The 20,241-nt window shown below is 64.1% G+C and carries 18 protein-coding genes; 15 read left to right on the forward strand and 3 right to left on the reverse strand.

The genetic code is table 11. From position 1 onward, the window contains the following. The first annotated feature begins 122 nt into the window (after positions 1-122). The 4 genes from AWB76_RS29120 to msrQ all read left to right on the forward strand — a co-directional run bounded on the left by AWB76_RS29120 (position 123) and on the right by msrQ (position 5,326). Complete coding sequence (locus AWB76_RS29120; RefSeq protein WP_061163573.1) at positions 123-2,345, forward strand: cytochrome c biogenesis protein ResB; 2,223 nt, start codon at positions 123-125, stop codon at positions 2,343-2,345. A 4-nt stretch (positions 2,346-2,349) separates the two neighbouring features. Next, a complete protein-coding gene (ccsB, locus tag AWB76_RS29125) occupies positions 2,350-3,552 on the forward strand; it encodes a c-type cytochrome biogenesis protein CcsB (protein WP_061163574.1) in 1,203 nt (400 codons plus the stop codon). 131 nt (positions 3,553-3,683) lie between these two features. Beyond that, entirely contained in the window at positions 3,684-4,676 is a 993-nt protein-coding gene (gene msrP / locus AWB76_RS29130; RefSeq protein WP_061163575.1) for a protein-methionine-sulfoxide reductase catalytic subunit MsrP, read from the forward strand. Beyond that, complete coding sequence (msrQ, locus tag AWB76_RS29135; protein ID WP_061163576.1) at positions 4,676-5,326, forward strand: protein-methionine-sulfoxide reductase heme-binding subunit MsrQ; 651 nt, start codon at positions 4,676-4,678, stop codon at positions 5,324-5,326. The genes msrP and msrQ overlap by 1 nt, the downstream gene beginning before the upstream one ends. A 49-nt stretch (positions 5,327-5,375) precedes the next feature. On the opposite strand, the gene lysA is transcribed toward msrQ, so the two are convergent. Then, the gene (gene lysA, locus AWB76_RS29140; RefSeq protein WP_061163577.1) at positions 5,376-6,638 is read right to left on the reverse strand and encodes a diaminopimelate decarboxylase; all 1,263 of its coding nucleotides are present in this window, start codon (positions 6,636-6,638) and stop codon (positions 5,376-5,378) included. A gap of 44 nt (positions 6,639-6,682) precedes the next feature. Next, entirely contained in the window at positions 6,683-6,991 is a 309-nt protein-coding gene (gene lptM / locus AWB76_RS29145; RefSeq protein ID WP_061163578.1) for an LPS translocon maturation chaperone LptM, read from the reverse strand. A gap of 35 nt (positions 6,992-7,026) precedes the next feature. Here lptM and cyaY point away from each other — a divergent pair, with 35 nt between their 5' ends. Next, positions 7,027-7,344, forward strand: a complete 318-nt coding sequence (gene cyaY, locus AWB76_RS29150) for an iron donor protein CyaY (protein WP_061163579.1) — start codon at positions 7,027-7,029, stop codon at positions 7,342-7,344. 51 nt (positions 7,345-7,395) lie between these two features. On the opposite strand, the gene AWB76_RS29155 is transcribed toward cyaY, so the two are convergent. After that, the gene (locus AWB76_RS29155) at positions 7,396-9,804 is read right to left on the reverse strand and encodes a penicillin-binding protein 1A (RefSeq protein WP_061163580.1); all 2,409 of its coding nucleotides are present in this window, start codon (positions 9,802-9,804) and stop codon (positions 7,396-7,398) included. A gap of 251 nt (positions 9,805-10,055) precedes the next feature. Here AWB76_RS29155 and pilM point away from each other — a divergent pair, with 251 nt between their 5' ends. The 10 genes from pilM (at position 10,056) to ugpE (ending at position 20,239) form a co-directional block, all read left to right on the forward strand. After that, positions 10,056-11,057, forward strand: coding sequence for a type IV pilus biogenesis protein PilM (gene pilM / locus AWB76_RS29160; protein ID WP_061163581.1), 1,002 nt, complete (start codon positions 10,056-10,058; stop codon positions 11,055-11,057). Further along, on the forward strand, positions 11,054-11,725 hold the full coding sequence (locus tag AWB76_RS29165) for a PilN domain-containing protein (RefSeq protein WP_061163582.1): 672 nt from the start codon (positions 11,054-11,056) through the stop codon (positions 11,723-11,725). The genes pilM and AWB76_RS29165 overlap by 4 nt, the downstream gene beginning before the upstream one ends. After that, complete coding sequence (locus tag AWB76_RS29170; protein WP_061163583.1) at positions 11,722-12,591, forward strand: type 4a pilus biogenesis protein PilO; 870 nt, start codon at positions 11,722-11,724, stop codon at positions 12,589-12,591. The genes AWB76_RS29165 and AWB76_RS29170 overlap by 4 nt, the downstream gene beginning before the upstream one ends. A 38-nt stretch (positions 12,592-12,629) precedes the next feature. Continuing rightward, the gene (locus AWB76_RS29175; RefSeq protein ID WP_061163584.1) at positions 12,630-14,099 is read left to right on the forward strand and encodes a type IV pilus secretin PilQ; all 1,470 of its coding nucleotides are present in this window, start codon (positions 12,630-12,632) and stop codon (positions 14,097-14,099) included. Between the two features lie 93 nt (positions 14,100-14,192). After that, positions 14,193-14,738 carry a shikimate kinase gene (locus AWB76_RS29180; RefSeq protein ID WP_061163585.1) on the forward strand — a complete coding sequence of 182 codons (546 nt, stop codon included), beginning with the start codon at positions 14,193-14,195 and terminating at the stop codon, positions 14,736-14,738. Between the two features lie 16 nt (positions 14,739-14,754). Then, positions 14,755-15,831, forward strand: a complete 1,077-nt coding sequence (aroB, locus tag AWB76_RS29185) for a 3-dehydroquinate synthase (RefSeq protein ID WP_061163586.1) — start codon at positions 14,755-14,757, stop codon at positions 15,829-15,831. 42 nt (positions 15,832-15,873) lie between these two features. Then, positions 15,874-17,094, forward strand: a complete 1,221-nt coding sequence (locus tag AWB76_RS29190) for a deoxyguanosinetriphosphate triphosphohydrolase (RefSeq protein WP_061163587.1) — start codon at positions 15,874-15,876, stop codon at positions 17,092-17,094. A 44-nt stretch (positions 17,095-17,138) separates the two neighbouring features. Then, positions 17,139-18,464, forward strand: coding sequence for a sn-glycerol-3-phosphate ABC transporter substrate-binding protein UgpB (gene ugpB, locus AWB76_RS29195; RefSeq protein WP_061163588.1), 1,326 nt, complete (start codon positions 17,139-17,141; stop codon positions 18,462-18,464). A gap of 48 nt (positions 18,465-18,512) precedes the next feature. Further along, positions 18,513-19,397, forward strand: a complete 885-nt coding sequence (ugpA, locus tag AWB76_RS29200) for a sn-glycerol-3-phosphate ABC transporter permease UgpA (protein ID WP_061163589.1) — start codon at positions 18,513-18,515, stop codon at positions 19,395-19,397. Beyond that, complete coding sequence (gene ugpE, locus AWB76_RS29205; RefSeq protein WP_061163590.1) at positions 19,394-20,239, forward strand: sn-glycerol-3-phosphate ABC transporter permease UgpE; 846 nt, start codon at positions 19,394-19,396, stop codon at positions 20,237-20,239. The genes ugpA and ugpE overlap by 4 nt, the downstream gene beginning before the upstream one ends. The last annotated feature ends 2 nt before the right edge of the window (positions 20,240-20,241 follow it).

Raw genomic sequence — 20,241 nt, forward strand, 5'->3', positions numbered from 1 at the left:
CATACTACGAAGCCGGTCCCGGAATATCCGAGAAGACCGGCGCAAAACAAGAAAAGGGTGGGACGTCGGTCGGTCAGACCGCCAGCGTCTCCACCCTTTTTTGCTGTCCAGCCGGAGTTTGAATGAGCGTCACCACATCGGGTTTGCAGTCGAAGTCGAGCCGCCGGGCCATCAGGCATTTCGTCGAACTGGTCAGTTCGATGCGCTTCGCCATCGCGTTGCTGGTCATCCTGGCGATCGCGAGCATCATCGGAACGGTGCTCACGCAGGACGACCCGTATCCCAACTACGTCAATCAGTTCGGCCCGTTCTGGGCGGACATCTTCCGCGGCATCAGCATCTACACCGTGTACAGCGCATGGTGGTTCATGATGATCCTGATCTTCCTCGTGATTTCGGTGTCGTTGTGCGTCATCCGCAACAGCCCGAAGATGATCGCGGATATCAAGAGCTGGAAGGATCGCGTGCACGAGGGCGGGCTGCGCGCGTTCCATCACAAGGGCGAGTTCACGGTTTCGGCGGACCGCGCGCAAACCGCGGCCACGCTCGAGCGCCTCGCCGCGAAGATGGGTTACCGCTTCAAGACGCGCGAGACCGACAACGGCGCGACGCTCATCGCGGCCAAGCGCGGCGCGATGACGAAGATCGGCTATATCTCGGCGCATGTGGCGATCGTCGTGATCTGTATCGGCGGTCTGCTGGACAGCAATCTGCCCATCAAATTGCAGATGTGGATGTTCAACAAGACGCCGATCAACAGCAACGCCGTCATCAACGACATTCCGCCGGAGCATCGTCTTTCGACGTCGAACCCGACGTTCCGCGGCTACGCGTGGGTGCCCGAAGGCCAGTTCGTCGGCACGGCGATTCTGAACCAGCAGGACGGCTCGATCATTCAGGACCTGCCGTTCTCGATCCAGCTCAACAAGTTCATCGTCGATTACTACTCGACCGGCATGCCGAAGCTCTTCGCGAGCGATATCGTCGTGATCGATCACAAGACGGGCAAGCGCATTCCGGCGCGCGTCGAGGTGAACAAGCCGTTCACGTACGACGGCGTCTCGATCTATCAGTCGAGCTTTCAGGACGGCGGCTCGAAGCTCGACATGACCGCCTGGCCGATGACCGGCGGCAGCGCGAAGACCGCGCCGTTCAGCGGGACGATCGGCGGCACGGCGCCCATCGGCACGCAGTTCAAGGGCGCGCAGGGCGAGACCATCGAGTTCACGGATTTCCGCGCGATCAACGTCGAGAACATGACCGACGGCAACGGTGCGCCGGATGCGCGCGGCGTCGGCAAGAAGGAAACGCTGCGCGACGCGTTCGACGAGCGTCTCGGTTCCGGCGCGAAGACTTCGAAACCCACGGATTTGCGCAATATCGGCCCGTCGGTGCAGTACAAGGTGCGCGGCACGGACGGCCAGGCGCGCGAGTACAGCAACTACATGCTGCCGGTGGACGTGAGCGGCCAGCGCATGTTCCTCGCCGGCATGCGCGTGAGCCCGAACGATCCGTTCCGCTATCTGCGCATTCCCGCCGACGAACAGGGCACGGTCAAGCAATGGATGGATATGCGCGCCGCGCTCGCCACGCCGGCGACCCGCGCCGAAGCCGCGCGCCGTTTCGCGCTGCGCTCGGTGCCGCGGGAAAACGGCGAATTGCAGAAGCATCTGGAGGAAAGCGCCGTTCGCGTGCTGAATCTCTTCGCGGGCGCGGACGAAAACGGCAAGGCAATCACGAATCCTCAGATGATTGGCGGGTTCCAGAGCATCGCGATGTTCATCGACAAATCTGTGCCGAAGGGCGAGCAGGAGAAAGCCGCCGGACTGCTGATGCGCATGCTCGAAGGCGCGATGTGGGACGTATGGCAGATTTCCCGAGAGCAAAACGGCCAGCCGGACGCTACAGTGGATGATAAGAATGCCGCGTTCGTACAATCGTCCATCAACGCGCTTTCTGACAGCTTTCTGTACGGTTCGCCGGTCTTTCTGCAACTGGACAACTTCAAGCAGGTGCAAGCTTCGGTATTCCAGTTGACGCGCGCACCGGGTAAAAATCTGGTGTATCTTGGCAGCCTTCTGCTGGTGGTCGGCATTTTCGCGATGTTTTACGTGCGCGAACGCCGGCTCTGGTTCTGGCTCAAAGATACGGGCCAGGGCGGCGCGAGCGTGCTGATGGCGATGTCCACGGCTCGCCGCACGTTCGATTTCGAGAAAGAGTTCGTGCGCACGCGCGCGCAGATCGCAGCGGCGCTCGGCGTAAAACCCGCCGATCCGTCCCCGGCCTCGAACGCGCCCCAGCCTTCGCAATCCGAGACTCCGCGCTCGGAAGTTTCAACACGGTAAGATCATGGACCTCACACAGACTTCCTCCCACGCCTCCGCCAAGACGGAACGTCCGGCATCGGGGCTTCCCGACGTCGCCGAGTTCGACGATCGCCCGTTTCTGCGCAGGCTGACGCTCGTCGACTGGCTCTTCGCCCTCGCGATGGTCGCCGGCGCGGGCTTCGCGCTGAACCGCTATCACGCGTATATGGACGTGTACGACACCGCTGTGCTGGTCGGCGCGGTGCCGACGTTCGTCGTGCTCGGCTGGCGCTGGAAACCGGTGCGCCTGCTGATCGCGATGATCGCGGTCATGTCGCTCTTCTCGATCCAGCTCTATCAGCATGACCTCGCGCGCGCCGAGACGAACTTCTTCCTCAAGTACTTCCTGTCGAGCCAGTCCGCAATCCTGTGGATGAGCGCGCTCTTCATTCTCGCGACGCTCTTCTACTGGATCGGCCTCGTGACGCGCTCGCAAACGGGCGGCGCGATCGGCTCGCGCATGACTTGGGTCGCCGTGCTGATGGGCTTCACCGGCTTGATGGTGCGCTGGTACGAGTCGTACATGATCGGCACGGACGTCGGTCATATTCCGATTTCGAATCTGTATGAAGTGTTCGTGCTGTTCTGCCTGATCACGTCGCTGTTCTATCTCTATTACGAACAGCATTACGCGACGCGCGCGATGGGCGCGTTCGTGCTGCTCGTCATCAGCGCGGCGGTCGGCTTCCTGATGTGGTACTCGATTGCACGCGACGCGCAGCAGATTCAGCCGCTCGTGCCCGCGCTGCAAAGCTGGTGGATGAAGATTCACGTGCCGGCGAACTTCATCGGCTACGGCAGCTTTGCCCTTTCCGCGATGGTTTCCGTCGCGTATCTCGGCAAGCAGCGCGGTTTCATGGCGGACCGCCTGCCGTCGCTCGAAGTGCTCGACGACGTCATGTACAAGTCGATCGCGGTCGGTTTCGCGTTCTTCACCATCGCGACGATTCTCGGCGCGCTGTGGGCCGCGGAAGCGTGGGGCGGCTACTGGAGCTGGGACCCGAAGGAAACGTGGGCGCTGATCGTCTGGCTGAACTACGCGGCGTGGCTGCATATGCGCCTGATGAAGGGCCTGCGCGGCGCGGCTGCCGCGTGGTGGGCGCTGACCGGTCTGATCGTCACGACGTTCGCGTTCCTCGGCGTGAACATGTTCCTGTCTGGGCTGCACAGCTACGGCAAGCTCTGATCGGCAGCATCGAATCGAAAAAACCGCCATGCGTGACGAGCGCTGGCGGTTTTTTTTCGTTTTGCGGTGGAATACTGGCATCCAGACTGCTGTTTTCCCCGTACCAGGATGAACGGAAGGAGTAGCGCTTCATGTGGATCAAACGAAATCGCCATCTTTATGGCGATGACATCGCGGAACACGAAATCACGCCGCGCGACGTGTTCGAGAATCGCCGGCGGGCGCTGCGTTCGATCGGTTCGATCGGCGCATTCGCCGCGACGGGACTCGCGAGCGGCCTCGCCCACGCGACGCTGACATCGCCCGACGCCAAGGGCCAGAAGCTCGCGGCGCAGACCAATCCGAAGTTCGTCGCGCTCGACAAGCCGACGCCCTTCAAGGACATCACGAGCTACAACAACTTCTACGAGTTCGGCACCGACAAGGACGATCCCGCCGCGCACGCCGGCACGCTGCGTCCGCGGCCGTGGAAGGTGTCGGTCGAGGGCGCGATCAAGAATCCGAAGGTCTACGACATCGACGACATCCTGAAGCTCGCGCCGCTGGAAGAGCGCGTGTACCGGCTGCGCTGCGTCGAAGGCTGGTCGATGGTGATTCCGTGGGTCGGCGTCTCCTTGTCCGAACTGATCAAACGCGCCGAACCGACGGGCAACGCGAAGTACGTGCAGTTCATCACGCTGGCCGATCCGTCGCAGATGCCGGGACTGTCCACGCCGATCCTCGAATGGCCGTATTCCGAAGGCCTGCGCATGGACGAGGCGATGAATCCGCTCACGCTGCTGACCGTCGGCTTGTACGGCCAGGTGTTGCCGAACCAGAACGGCGCGCCGGTGCGTGTCGTCGTCCCGTGGAAGTATGGCTTCAAGAGCGCGAAATCGCTTGTGAAGATTCGCTTCGTCGAGAAGCAGCCGCCGACGAGCTGGAATCTCTACGCGCCGAGCGAATACGGCTTCTTTTCGAACGTGAACCCGACCGTCGATCATCCGCGCTGGAGTCAGGCGACCGAGCGGCGCATCGGCGAGGACGGTTTTTTCCAGCCCAAGCGCAAGACGCTCATGTTCAACGGCTACGGCGATCAGGTCGCGTCGCTCTATCAGGGCATGGACCTGAAAAAGAACTTCTGATGTCGAGCGCAACGGAGATCAAGGGCGCTCGCACGCGCGCCGCTTCCGGGCCGCGCTGGGTCGCGCCGGCGAAGATCGTCGTGTTCATCGCGATGCTGTTTCCGCTCGCGCGTCTCGTGCTGCTCGGCGCGACGGGCGGTCTGGGCGCGAATCCGATCGAGTTCATCACGCGCTCGACCGGCCTCTGGACGCTCGTGTATCTCTGCATCACGCTCGCGATCACGCCTGTTCGCCGTTTGACCGGCGTGACGGCGCTCGCGCGTTTTCGCCGGATGATCGGCCTCTACGCGTTCTTCTTCGCCGTGCTGCATTTCACGACGTACATCTGGTTCGACAAATGGTTCGATGTCGCCGCAATGCTGAAGGACATCGGCAAGCGGCCGTTCATCACGGTCGGATTCGCGGCGTTCGTGCTGCTGATTCCGCTTGCGGTTACGTCGCCCAAAGCGATGGTGCGCAAGCTCGGCCGCCGCTGGCAGACCTTGCATCGCGCGATCTATCTGATTGCGGCGCTCGCGATCCTGCACTTCTGGTGGATGAAGGCAGGCAAGCACGATCTCGAACTGCCGAAGATTTACGGCGCGATCGTGATCGTGCTGCTCGGCTGGCGCGTGATCGCGTGGCTTCGAACACGAAGCAAAGGCGCATAAAAAAAGCGATGCCGCTCGGGCATCGCTTTTTTCCTGAAGTGCGGAGGGTTCAGTCCGGCAGAATCGATTCCCCGGCGAACAACTGCTTCACTTCCTCGCGCTCGCGCACGAGCCGCGCGCATTCGCCGTAGACCATGATTTCGGCGGCGCGCGGACGCGTGTTGTAGTTCGAGCTCATCACGAAGCCGTACGCGCCCGCCGAACAGATCGCGAGCAGGTCGCCCGGCGCGATGGCGAGCTCACGGTCGCGCCCGAGCCAGTCGCCGCTCTCGCAGACCGGGCCGACGACATGGTAGGTATGCGCTTTTTCATCGCGCTTCACGACCGGCACGATGCGGTGAAACGCCTCGTACATCGCGGGGCGCGCGAGGTCGTTCATCGCGGCATCGACGATGGCGAAATTCTTTTCCTCGCCCGGCTTCAGAAACTCGACACGCGTCAGCAGCACGCCCGCGTTGCCGACGAGCGAGCGCCCCGGCTCGAAATACACTTCGCGCTGGCCGTGGTCGCGCGTCTCGATGTGATCGAGCAGCGTCTTCACGAAATCGCCGATATCGGGCGGCGTTTCGTCGTCGTAGGTAATGCCGAGACCGCCGCCGACATCCACGTGACGAATGCTCATGCCGTCCGCTTCGATCTGTTCGACGAGTTCGAGCAGCTTGTCGAGCGCGTCGAGATACGGGCTGATCTCGGTGATCTGCGAGCCGATATGACAATCGATGCCGACGACATCGAGATTCGGCATGGCATGCGCTTCGCGGTACGTCGCGCGCGCATCGCCGAATGCGACGCCGAACTTGTTCGACTTGAGACCGGTGGAAATGTACGGATGCGTCTTCGCATCGACGTCGGGATTCACGCGCAGCGAAACCGGCGCCTTCTTGCCGAGCGACTTGGCGACTTCGTTGAGCGCGTGCAGTTCGGGAATCGATTCGACGTTGAAGCACTTCACGCCCGCTTCGAGCGCCTCGCGCATTTCCGCCGCCGACTTGCCGACGCCCGAAAACACCGTGTTCTCCGCACGGCCGCCCGCGGCGAGCACGCGCGCGAGTTCGCCCGACGACACGATGTCGAAGCCCGCGCCCATGCGCGCGAACACGTTGAGCACCGCGAGGTTGCTGTTCGCCTTCACCGCGACGTGCACGGTTGCCTTGCGGCCGGCGCAGGCATCGGCGTAAGCGCGATAGGCGCGCGTCAGCGCATCGCGCGAATAGACGTAGAGCGGCGTGCCGAACTGGTCCGCGAGCGACGCGGCTGAGACGCCTTCGGCGTGCAGCACGCCGTCGACATAGTGGAATGCGGAATCACTCATGCGTGGAATCGAAAGTGCGCCACGAAGGCGTTAAGGCTTGAGGATCAGTAAGCGGACGACGCGGGTTTCGGCGCCGATGCGGCATTGGGACTTGTCTTCAGGTCGGTCTCGGGCGACAGCGACAGCGGTTGTCCCGATGTATCCGGAACACTGCCCGCGCGTGATGCCGTTTCGCTGTCCGGAGCGACGTTCGAAGGCGGCGTATTCTGGAGATCGTTGGGACGTTGCGGCAGCGGCGGCACTTTCGGCAGATAAAGCGGACCGCGTTGCCCACAACCGCCGAGCGAGAGTGTTGCCGCGGCGCCGATGCTCAAAGCCGCTACAATCGCGCTCATCCTGAAAACCACTCGCATGACCGTCCCTATACGTTTAATCGATGGAGTTTAGCATGACAGACCAGGAATACCTGACGCTGGCGGAGGCCGCGCTGACGGCCATCGAACGCTCGGTGGACAACGCCGAAGCCGACATCGAATTCGAGCGCAGCGGCAATGTGCTTACGCTGGAATTCGAGAATCGCACGAAGGTGATCGTCAATTTGCAGCCGCCGAAGCACGAGATCTGGCTCGCCGCGAAGGCCGGCGGATTTCACTACAAGTACGTCGATGGCGCCTGGCGCGACACCCGCGACAACAGCGAATTCTTCGCGACCTTGAGCAAGTATTCGAGCGAGCAGGCCGGCGAGCCGATCCGCTTCAAGCCATAAAAAAAGCGAGCGGCCTTCCGGTCCGCTCGCTTCAGGAATCGCGGGACGTGCTTACTGCCCCTTGAACAGATTCATGATGTCCTGCTTCTCCTGCTCGCCGACTTCGGGCGCGGGCGCCGTCACGCCGGACACGCCTTCCTGCGGCGGCGCCTGACTCACGCCGATCGTCGCGACGAAGCCGTGGCCCGGCGTCATGTCGTCGAAGTACAGTTCGTTGCCGAGCGAGGTGATGTCCGGCGGCATCATCGGCTTGTACTCGGGCACGCCCTTGAGCGCCTTGCCCATGTAATCCATCCACACCGGCAGCGCGAGCCCGCCGCCCGTTTCCTTGTCGCCGAGGCTGCGCGGATTGTCGTAGCCGATCCACGCGATCGCCACGAGCGTGCGCTGGTAGCCGGCGAACCATGCGTCGCGTGAATCGTTCGTCGTGCCCGTCTTGCCGGCGAGATCGCCGCGCTTCAACTGATTCGTCTTCGCGCCCGTGCCGTGCTGCGCGACGCTCTGCAGCAGGCTGTTCATCACGAACGCGTTGCGCGGCGTGATCGCGAGCGGCGCGCTTTGCTGTGCGACGAGCGGCTGCGGATGCGACACGACGCGGCCGTACGGATCGGTGATGTCGGCGATCAGATACGGATTCACGCGATACCCGCCGTTCGCGAACACCGCGTAGCCGGCCGCCATTTGCAGCGGCGTGACGAGTCCCGCGCCGAGCGCCATCGGCAGATAGGCGGGATGACGGTCCGCATCGAAGCCGAAGTGCGTGATGTACTGTTGCGCGTACTTCGTGCCGATATGGCTCAGGATGCGGATCGACACCATGTTCTTCGACTTCTGCAGCGCGGAGCGCATGGTCATCGGGCCGTCGAAGCCGCCGCCGTAGTTCTTCGGCTCCCACGCCTGGCCGCCGGTTTCCGCGGCGCTGAAGAAGAGCGGGCCGTCGTTGATGATGGTCGCCGGCGAAAGTCCCTTTTCGAGCGATGCCGAGTAGATGAACGGTTTAAAGCTCGAACCCGGCTGACGCCAGGCCTGCGTCACGTGATTGAACTTGTTCTTGTTGAAGTCGAAGCCGCCGACGAGCGCGCGGATCGCGCCGTCCTGCGGCACCATCGACACGAGCGCGCCTTCGACCTGCGGCAGTTGCGTGATGATCCAGTTGCCGTCGTCGTCCTTCGTGAGACGCACGATTGCGCCCGGGCGGATGCGCGAGTTCGGCTGCGCGCGCGTCGAGAGGGCGGACTGCACGAAGCGCAGATCGTTGCCGCTGATGGTCACCGCGTTGCCGTCGATGAAATTCGCCGTCACTGCCTTCGGACTCGCCGACGTCACGACCGCCGCGACGATCTCGCCGTTGTCGGGATGCTCGGCAAGCGCGTCGTCGATGGCCTGCTCGCGGTCATCCGCGTTCGACGGCAGATCGATATAACCCTCCGGCCCGCGATAGCCGTGGCGATGCTCGTAGTCCATCAGGCCCTTGCGCACCGCGCGGTACGCGGCGTCCTGATCGGCGGAATCGATCGTCGTCACGACATTCAGGCCGCGCGTGTACGCCTCTTCGCGATATTGCGCGTACATCATCTGACGCACCATTTCCGCGACGTACTCGGCGTGCACGCTGAACTCGCGGCCCTGTCCCTTCACGACGAGCGGCTGCTTCACGGCCTCCTCGTAATCCGCCTGCGTGATGAAGTTCAGTTCGCGCATGCGTTGCAGGATGTACTCCTGCCGCACCTTCGCGCGCTTCGGATTGACGACCGGGTTATAGGCCGACGGCGCTTTCGGCAGGCCGGCGAGCATCGCGGCCTCGGCGAGCGAGATGTCCTTCAGGTCCTTGCCGAAGTAGACCCGCGCAGCACTCGCGAAACCGTACGCGCGTTGCCCGAGATAGATCTGATTCATATAGACCTCGAGAATCTGATCCTTCGTCAGCGCGCGCTCGATCTTGTACGCGAGCAGCATTTCGTAAATCTTGCGCGTGTAGGTCTTTTCGCTCGACAGGAAGAAGTTGCGCGCGACCTGCATCGTGATCGTGCTCGCGCCTTGCGACGCGTGGCCGTTGGTCAGCGCGACGGAGCCCGCGCGCAGAATGCCGGTCAGATCGACGCCGCCGTGATCGTAGAAACGCGCGTCTTCGATGGCGAGCACGGCTTTTTTCAGATGATCGGGCACATCCTGAATGCGCACGACGCTGCGGCGCTCTTCGCCGAATTCGCCGATGAGAACGTGATCCGCCGTGTAGATGCGCAGCGGCACCTTCGGCTTGTAATCCGTGAGCGCTTCGAGCGAAGGCAGATTCGGCATCGCGACGACGAGCGCATAGCCGAGCACGAGCCCGGCGCAGACGACGAGCGCGAACATGCTGACGAGAAAACCGAGCATGAGCCTCGCCCACCAAGGGCGTTTGGCTTTTTTCGGCTTCTCGGGCGGCGTGGACGGCGGGTTGGACGGGGAAGAGGATTGCATAGCACCACCAAAAACAATCACGCGATTATAGCCGTCCGGATTTGGGACTTTTCTGAACGCTTACGGCGCGAACGGCGATCGCGTGCGCTTGCCAGTCTCTTCAAGATACGCGTGATCCTGCGCGGAAGCATCCTTCTGACGCCAGCGTTGGCCATTCGGCCTAATGTTCAGCACGAATCACGCTCGCGACAATTCTTCCAACGTCAAGCGCCCGAGCGGTTCGGTGCGCGAGCGAATGGAAGGAGTGAGTCATGAGCAGGGAAAACATGTTGCGCGGCACGATGCTGACGGTCACGCGGCGCTACGCGGCGGGCATCGACGTGGGCGAGGACGCGGTGCGTCTCGCGGTCGTGAGCAGACGTTTGCGGGCGAACGCGGCAGTGTGCGTCGAACATCTGGAGTCGGTGGCGTTGCCGTCGGGCGCGGTGATCGGCGGCGATTTCGTCGACCGTGCGGCGATCGTCGCGGCGTTGCGCGAGGCCTTCGGACGTCTGCCGGAGAGCGGCGCATGGCGGGCGCTGCGTTGCGCGATGGGACTGCCCGCGTCGGCGACGCTGACGGCGCAGATCCCGCTCGCGCGGCTGATCGATACCCACGGGCAGTTCGCGACGTCCATCGGCGGCGATCCGCGCGGCGTGCTCGAACCCGCCGTGCTCGCGGAAGCCGAGCGCGCGGCGGGCATCGAACGCGGCGCCCTGGCGGTCGACTGGTCGGTGCAGACGCGGGATGACGGCGAGGCGCTGGTCGCGATCGCGGCGACGGCGCGGCGGCACGTCGAGGCGCGCGTCGAGACTGCGGCGGAGGCGGGCATCGCGTTATCGGCGATCGACGGCGAACCGGCCGCCGCACTGCGCGCGATGCGCCATGCCGGTTCCGTCGAACTGGATGCCGACGCGCGCTATCTCGTCTGCTGGCTGGAAAGCACGGGTCTGCACGGCTGGCTGGTCGGCTCGCGCGGCGTCGAAGACGAAGTCCGATATCCCGCGCCGGAGCATCGGAGCATCGCCGACGCATTGCACGAACTCGCCGGCGAGCACGCGCCGCTCGACTGCATCTATGTGGGCGGGCAGATCGAGCTGATCGCGCACGCGGGCCTTCCGCTTCCCGTGCTCGGCAAGACGTTCGGCTGCGCGGCGCTGCCGTTCGAGGCCGCGCCGTACTGCAACGGAGCGGCCGAGATCCTGGCGGCGCACAAGCATTCGCCGCGCTTCGCGACGGCGTTCGGGCTGGCGCTGCGCGAGGTGATGCAATGAACGCCGCCATGCTCGATGGATTCAACCTGCTTCCCTATCGCGCGCGAAAACGCCGTGAGTTGCGGCGCCGTCGGCTCGCGCTGATCGGCGCGGTGAGTCTGGCAGGCTGCGCGGCCGTCGGCGCGGCGGCCGGCTGGGACACGTTCGAGCGCGTCCGTCTGGATGAACGGCGCGTGGCGCTGGAGGCATCGCTGCGTGCGTCGAGCGCGCAGATCGACGAACACGCGCGTCTCGTGCGCGCCGAAAGCGAGCGGCGGCGCGCGCGTGAGGTTGCGCAACCGTTGGCGTTGCCGCGCGAGCGTTTCCTCGCGCTGCTCGAAGCGCTCGCCGACGCGCCTCTGCAACGCGGCGTCGCCCTGCAACGCGTGTCGCAGCGAACCAACGAGGTGGAGCTTGCCGCGCTCGCGCCAGATTCGCAGGCAGCGTCGCAATGGCTCAAGCAACTGGAGCGTCTGAATGGCGTGCAGGCAGTCGAAGTGATTGAAATGAAACGGCGCGCGGATGCGGCGCCGCCCGCGAAACGCGGCGCATCGACGGCGTTCGACGAGCGTTCTGAGCACTTCGAGTTCGTCGCGCTCGTGCGTTACGCGCCGGATCATTCGCGCGATGAAGCGTCGTCGCGACAGGCGCGTCCGGTCGCGACATCGGCGCAGGGGAAACGCTCATGAGCACAATTCCGATGAATTTCGCCGCACGGAGGCGTTCGCGCGGCACGTCGTCCGTGCTGCGGCCGCTCGACGAATGGTCGTGGCGCCGGACCGCTTGTGTCGCGCTTACGTCGGGCGTGCTTGTCTTCGCCTTGGGTCTGCGCGCGTGGCGGATGTCGGATGCGAGCCAGGTCGAGACGAGCCGCGCCGCGTGGACGGCGACGCAAGCGAAGGCGCGGGACGCAGCGCGCATCGCCGACGAGTTGCCCGTTCTGCGGGCGCGCGCGTCGTCGGGCCGCCCGGCGCCGGAGCACTGGAGCGCCGCCGACGCACTGCGCGCCGTCGCGGATCTGGCGGCGCAGAACGGTTTGCGCGTCGCGGATATGGAGCCTGTCGCGGTCAAGGGCGGCGAGCCGAAGGCGCGTGAGACGGTCCCGGAGCGCGCGCTCAAGCTGCGCGCCGACGGCAGCTTCGCGGAGATGCGACGCTTTCTCGAAGCGCTCGCCGGCCTGCCACGGCTCGTCGTGCCTGAAAACGTGCAGATCAGGCGGCAGCCGGGCGTACTCGCCATCGAAGGGACGTTGCGCATCTTCGAAACGCTGCCGGCGGTCGCGCCCGCGTCGGCGCCGCGCGCGAACGCGTTCGTCGTCGATCCGTTCGGCAGCGCGGACGCGGCTGCGCAGGGCGGCAGCATGCTGCTCGTGGGCACGTTCGTCGGACGGCATCGCGGGATGGCGCTACTGCAGAGCGGCCGCGACGTCGACAGCTTCGCGCCGGGCCAGACGATCGGCGACGCACGGCTCGGGCGCGTCATGCCGCGCGCGATCGAGCTGGCTCGCGAAGACGGCGTTTCGCGCGTGCTGACCATCGCGGAGGATCGCAAGTGAGCCGGCTCGCGATACTTTCAAGCAGATTCGTCCTCGCGATGGCGCTATCGATTTCGACGCACGTCGCGTTCGCCGCCGACGACGCCGATGCGGTCATCGCGCCGCTTCCGCCGCTGCCGGCATCGTTCGAGGCCCAGCCTGTCGATCCGCTCGCGCCCGAGGCGCCCGTCGTGCAGAACACCGACGATGTTCAGCCCGCGAAGCCTGCGCCAGAGAAAACCGAATCGGCGGATGCGCTGGAAGGCCCGCCCGTGCCCTTGCCGGAACTCGAGCGGTTGAGCGGCGCATCGAAGAGCAGCGACGACGGCAAGCCGATCACCCTCGATCTCAAGAACGCCGACCTCAGCGCCGCACTGCACGCATTCGCGCGCTTCACGGGCCTGAACATCGTCGCGAGCGACAAGGTGCGCGGACAAGTGTCGATGAATCTCGTCGCCGTGCCGTGGCGGCGCGCGTTCGACACGTTCCTCGAAGTCCACGGCCTCGCGATGGAGAGGCACGGCAATGTGATCTGGGTCGCGCCGCTCACCGAACTGGCGGCGCGCGAAAAGCTGCGCTTCGAGGCGCACGCGCGCGCGGCGGAGCTCGAACCGCTCGCGAGCCGTACGTTCGTGCTGCGCTATTCGCGCGCGGAAGAGCTGCGCAAGATGCTGTCCGGTTCGGGCAATCAGCGCGTGCTGTCCAGACGCGGGTCCGCCATCGCCGATGCGCGCACGAATCTGCTCTTCATCACGGATCTCGATGCCCGCGTCCGGCAGATCGCCGAGCTGATCGCGCTGATCGACAAGCCGGCGCCGCAGGTGATGATCGAGGCGAAGATCGTCGAGGGCGAGGCCGGTCTGTCGCGCAATCTCGGCGTCAAGCTGGGCGTCGCGCCGCAGAACGATCCGGCGACGGGCGCCACGGGCGGAAAGGACGGTGTGGTATACGATCTGTCGGCGGGGCCGATCAACGGTTTCGACGCGGCGACCGCCGGGCTCACGTTGTTCGTCGCGCAGGCGACGCGGCTGCTCAACGTGCAGTTGAGCGCGCTGGAGGCGCAAGGGCACGGGCAAATCGTGTCGAGGCCGCGCGTCGTGACGGCGGACAGGGTGAAGTCCGTCGTCGAGCAGGGCATGGAAGTGCCGTATCAGGCGAAGGTCGGCAACGGCATGTCGGGCGTGCAGTTTCGGCGCGCAACGCTCAAACTGGAGGTTGAGCCGCAGATCACGCCGCACGGCCACGTCATTCTCGATCTCGACATCACGAAAGACAGCCTCGGCGAGCAGACGGCGAACGGGCCGGCCATCCATACCAAGCATGTCCAGACGCGCGTGGAAGTGGAAAATGGCGGCACCGTGGCGATCGGCGGCATTTATTCCGATGACGAGCGCGAAGACACGACCGGCGTGCCGGGATTGTCGAAACTGCCGCTGATCGGCTGGCTGTTTCGCAACGACGCGCGGCGCAGCTCGAAAAGCGAGCTCGTCATATTGATTACGCCGCATGTGATCGCGTCGAGCGGGTAGGCCCGGCGCAAGGGCCGCGCGACTCGACAAAGCGGGCGGTTTGCCCTTAAGCTGCCGCACGAACAAATTGCATCGAACTGGAAGGAAACCGAGTTGCAGGAAGGGCACGCGAACGCGAACATTTTTTTCGTCGGACTCATGGGGGCGGGTAAAACCACCGTGGGCCGTGCGGTTGCGCGCCGTCTGCAGCGCTCGTTCATCGACTCGGATCACGAGATCGAGGCGCGCACGGGCGCCCGCATCCCGGTGATCTGGGAACTCGAGGGCGAGGCGGGTTTCCGTCAGCGCGAGGCGAACGTCATCGACGAGCTGTCGCAGCGCAGCGGCATCGTCCTTGCGACGGGCGGCGGCGCGGTGCTGCGGCCCGACAATCGCGAACATCTGAAGAATCGCGGCATCGTCATCTATCTGCGCGCCAATCCGCACGATCTCTGGCAGCGCACGCGGCGCGACAAGAATCGCCCGCTGCTGCAAACCGAAGATCCGCGCGGCAAGCTCGAAGCGCTCTTTCAGACGCGCGATCCGCTGTACCACGAATGCGCGCATTTCGTCGTGGAAACGGGACGGCCGACCGTGAACGCGCTCGTCAATATGGTCCTGATGCAACTGGAGGTCGCCGGCGTCGTCAAACCGGCTTGAAGATCACATGTCCGCCATGATTACCGTCAACGTCGAACTGGGCGAGCGCGCCTATCCCATTCATATCGGTGCGGGCCTGATCGGCCGCACGGAGCTTTTTGCGCCGCATATCAAGGGCGCGTCCGTGGCGATCGTCACGAACTCGACCGTCGATCCGCTCTACGGCGACCCGTTGCGCGCCGCGCTCGAGCCGCTCGGCAAGCAGGTGACGACCGTTGTCCTGCCCGACGGCGAGGCGCACAAGAACTGGGAAACGCTCAACACGATCTTCGACGCGCTCCTCACCGGACGCGCCGATCGCAAGACCACGCTGATCGCGCTCGGCGGCGGTGTCGTTGGCGACATGACGGGCTTTGCCGCCGCGTGCTACATGCGCGGCGTGCCGTTCATCCAGGTGCCGACCACGCTGCTGTCGCAAGTCGATTCGTCGGTGGGCGGCAAGACGGGCATCAACCATCCGCTCGGCAAGAACATGATCGGCGCGTTCTATCAGCCGCAGGCGGTGATCGCGGACATCGGCGCGCTGCATACGCTGCCGGAACGCGAACTCGCGGCGGGCATCGCGGAAGTCATCAAGACGGCCGCGATCAAGGACGCCGAGTTCTTCGACTGGATCGAAAGCCATATCGACGCGCTGAATCGCCGCGACGACGAAGCCCTGGCGCACGCGGTCAAGCGTTCGTGCGAGATCAAGGCATCGGTGGTTGCGTCGGACGAACGCGAAGGCGGCCAGCGCGCGATCCTCAATTTCGGCCACACGTTCGGACATGCGATCGAAGCCGGGCTCGGCTACGGCGAATGGCTGCACGGCGAGGCAGTCGGTTGCGGCATGGTGATGGCGGCGGATCTCTCCGTGCGGCTCGGCAGGCTCGACGAAGCCGCGCGCCAGCGGCTCGTGCGCGTGATCGAGGCGGCGAAACTGCCGGTCACGGCGCCCAGACTCGGCGACGACCGCTATGTCGATCTGATGAAAGTCGACAAAAAAGCCGAAGCCGGCGAGATCAAATTCATTCTGCTGACCCGCTTCGGCGCGACCGAGATCACGGGTGCGCCCGATCAGGCCGTGCGCGCAACGCTCGCAGCCAGCGTCTGATCCGCGAGCGGCGGCCAGAACCAATACGATTCGGAGCAGCCGGTGAGCGAAAAAGAACAGCAACTTCCGCCGGGCGCGCCATCGGCGCTCGACCTCGAAGCGCATCTCGCGCCGTATGCGGCGCACGCGTCGCAATCGCGCGGACGGCGCTTCGCCGAAACGCCGCCCGCGGCGCGCACCGAGTTCCAGCGCGATCGCGACCGCATCGTGCATTCGACCGCGTTTCGCCGCCTCGAATACAAGACGCAGGTCTTCGTCAATCACGAAGGCGACCTGTTTCGCACGCGTCTCACGCATAGCCTCGAAGTCGCGCAGATCGCGCGTTCCGTCGCGCGCAATCTGCGGCTGAACGAGGATCTCGTCGAAGCCATTTCGCTGGCGCACGATCTCGGCCATACGCCGTTCGGGCATGCCGGGCAGGACGCGCTGCACGATTGCATGCGCGACCACGGCGGCTTCGAGCACAATCTGCAAAGTCTCGCGGTGGTCGATCAGCTCGAAGAGCACTACGGCGCATTCAACGGCCTGAATCTGTGCTTCGAGACGCGCGAGGGCATTCTCAAGCACTGCTCGCGCGAGAACGCGCGCAAGCTCGGCGATCTCGGCGAGCGCTTTCTCACGGGCAAGCAGCCGTCGCTGGAAGCGCAGATCGCCAATGTCGCCGATGAAATCGCGTACAACAACCACGACGTCGACGACGGCCTGCGTTCCGGCCTCATCACGCTCGAACAGCTTTCCGAAGTAAGCCTCTGGCACACGCATTTCGACGCGGCGCGCGCGGAATATCCGGACATCGAAGGGCGCAGGCTCATTCACGAAACCATCCGCCGCATCATCAATACGCTGATCGTCGATCTGATCGAAGCGACGAACCGCAATCTCGAACGTCTCGCGCCGCAGTCGGTCGACGACGTGCGCAACGCGCCGGCGCTCGTCGCCCACAGCGATGAAGTCGCGGCGCAGGCCGCGCAGCTCAAGCGCTTTCTGTTCAAGAACCTCTACCGGCACTATCGCGTGATGCGCATGGCCAACAAGGCGAAGCGCGTCGTGACGGGGCTTTTCGAAGCCTTCACAGACGATCCGCGTCTTCTGCCGCCCGCCTATCAGGCGCGCGGACCGGTGGCGGAGGAATCGGCGAACGACGCGCCTTCGTCGAGCCACGACAGTTCGCAGGCGCGGCTTATCGCGCATTACATCGCGGGCATGACGGACCGTTATGCACTGAAGGAGTATCAACGACTGTTTGTCATCGACAACAACTAATATCGCGCGTTTCCAAGCGCGAATTCCATGAAGGAGACTCATCGATGAGCTGTAAGCCTTTGTTCCGCACGATCTCGGCCGCGGCTGTTCTGGCCTTCGGCATCAGCACCGCCGCGCACGCCGCGACGGAAATCCAGTTCTGGCATGCGATGGAGGCCGCGCTCGGCGAGCGCGTGAACGACATCGCCAACGATTTCAACAAGTCGCAGAGCGATTACAAGATCGTCCCCGTGTTCAAGGGCACGTATGACCAGGCGCTCGCGGCGGGCATCGCGGCGTATCGCAGCGGCAATGCGCCCGCGATCCTGCAGGTCTACGAAGTCGGCACCGCGACGATGATGCAGGCGAAGAAGGCCGTCATCCCGGTCTCCGACGTGTTCAAGCAAGCCGGCGTGCCGCTCGACGAAAAGGCGTTCGTGCCGACCATCGCCGGCTACTACAGCGACGCAAAGACCGGCCATCTGATCTCGATGCCGTTCAACAGCTCGACGCCCGTCCTCTACTACAACAAGGACGCGTTCAAGAAGGCCGGCCTCGATCCGAACCAGCCGCCGAAAACCTGGGCCGATGTCGAAGCCGACGCCAAGAAGCTGAAGGCCGCGGGCTACTCGTGCGGCTATTCGTCGGGCTGGCAGAGCTGGATTCAGCTCGAGAACTACAGCGCGTGGCATGCCGCGCCGTTCGCGACGAAGAACAACGGCTTCGACGGCCTCGATGCCCAGCTCGAATTCAACAAACCGTTGCAGGTCGCGCATATCCAGTTCCTGCAGAACATGGCGAAGGAAGGCACGTTCACGTATGTCGGCCGCAAGGACGAGCCGGTGTCGAAGTTCTATAGCGGCGATTGCGGGATCATCACGAACTCGTCGGGCTCGCGCGCGACCATCGCCAAATTCGCGAAGTTCGATTACGGCGTCGGCATGATGCCGTACGACGCGAGCGTGAAGGGCGCGCCGCAGAACGCGATCATCGGCGGCGCGAGTCTGTGGGTGTTGTCGGGCAAGGATCCGGCCGTCTACAAGGGCGTCGCGAAGTTTCTCGCGTATCTGTCGACGCCGGAAGTCGCGGCGAAGTGGCATCAGGACACGGGCTATCTGCCGGTCACGCAGGCCGCGTACGAACTCACGCGAAAGCAGGGCTTCTACGACAAGAACCCCGGCGCCGACATCGCGATCAGGCAGATGCTGAACAAGCCGCCGCTGCCGTACACGAAGGGCTTGCGCCTCGGCAACATGCCGCAGATCCGCACGATCGTCGACGAAGAACTCGAGCAGGTCTGGGCCGAGAAGAAGACGCCGCAACAGGCGCTCGACGCATCGGTGCAACGCGGCGACGAACTGCTGCGCCGCTTCGAGAAGGCCGGCAACTAAGCTCACGCGCCCGCGTGTCAAAGCGCGGGCGCATCGGGAAATCAAAGCATGGAAAAACGCTCTCGTTTCGATACGAGCGTCTTGCCGTATCTGCTCGTCGCGCCGCAGCTCGCGATCACCGCGCTCTTCTTTCTTTGGCCCGCGGGCGAGGCGCTCTGGCAGGCCACGCAAAGTCAGGATGCGTTCGGCACGTCGAGCGAATTTGTCGGCCTGGCGAACTTCAAACAGTTGTTCGCCGATCCGCTCTATCTGTCGTCGTTCAACACGACGATGATCTTCTGCGCGCTCGTCACCGTGTCGGGCCTCGTGATCTCGCTGTTGCTCGCCGCATGCGCCGATCGCGTGACGCGCGGTGCGAAGGCGTATCAGACGCTGCTCATCTGGCCGTATGCGGTCGCGCCCGCGATCGCCGCCGTGCTGTGGTCGTTTCTGTTCAATCCGAGCATCGGGCTCGTCACGTATGCGCTGGGCAAGCAGGGCATCGTCTGGAATCACGCGTTGAACGGCACGCAGGCAATGTTCCTCGTCGTGCTCGCGTCGGTGTGGAAGCAGGTCAGCTACAACTTCCTGTTCTTCTATGCGGGCCTGCAGGCGATTCCGCAATCGCTGATCGAAGCCGCCGCCATCGATGGCGCCGGACCCGTGCGCCGCTTCTTCGGCATTGCGTTGCCGCTCCTGTCGCCGACGTCGTTCTTTCTGCTCGTCGTGAATCTCGTCTACGCGTTCTTCGATACGTTCCCCGTCATCGATGCCGCGACCGGCGGCGGTCCCGCGCAATCGACCAAGACGCTCATCTACAAGATCTTCGCGGAAGGTTTCCAGGGACTCGACATCGGCAGCTCGGGCGCGCAGTCGGTCGTGCTGATGGTGATCGTCATCGTGTTGACGGTGATCCAGTTCCGCTTCGTCGAACGCAGGGTGCAATACTCATGATCGAAAACCGTCGCGGCTTCGATATCTTCTGTCACGCGGTGCTGCTCGCGGGCGTCGCGCTGATCGTGTTTCCGGTGTATGTCGCGTTCTGCGCGGCCACGATGAACTCGAAGGAAGTGTTCAGCGTGCCGCTCTCGCTCGTGCCGAGCACGCATCTCTTCGAGAACATCGCGCATATCTGGACGTACGGCAGCGGCAACGCGGCCGCGCCGTTCGGCCTCATGCTGATGAACAGCCTCGTGATGGCGCTCGTGATTTCGATCGGCAAGATCGCGGTGTCGATCGTCTCCGCCTACGCGATCGTGTTCTTCCGTTTTCCGCTGAAGAACCTCGCGTTCTGGCTCATCTTCATCACGTTGATGCTGCCCGTCGAAGTGCGCATTTTTCCGACGGTTCAGGTCGTCTCGTCGATGCATCTGTCGAACACGTATGCCGGGCTGACGCTGCCGCTGATCGCATCCGCGACGGCGACGTTTCTCTTCCGCCAGTTCTTCATGACGCTGCCCAACGAGCTGATGGAAGCGGCGCGCATCGACGGCGCGGGACCGCTGCGTTTTTTCTGGGACGTCGTGCTGCCGCTTTCGAAGACGAACATCGCGGCGCTTTTCGTCATCACGTTCATCTACGGCTGGAATCAGTATCTCTGGCCGATCCTCATCACCAACGAAGTGTCGCTTCAGACGGCGGTGGTCGGCATCAAGAGCATGATCGCGTCGGGCGATACCGCGACCGAATGGCATCTCGTGATGACGGCGACGCTGCTCGCGATGCTGCCGCCGCTCGCGGTCGTGCTGACGATGCAGCGCTGGTTCGTGCGCGGACTCGTGGACTCTGAAAAATAAGG

The organism is Caballeronia temeraria (assembly GCF_001544795.2).
Taxonomy (GTDB): Bacteria; Pseudomonadota; Gammaproteobacteria; order Burkholderiales; family Burkholderiaceae; genus Caballeronia; species Caballeronia temeraria.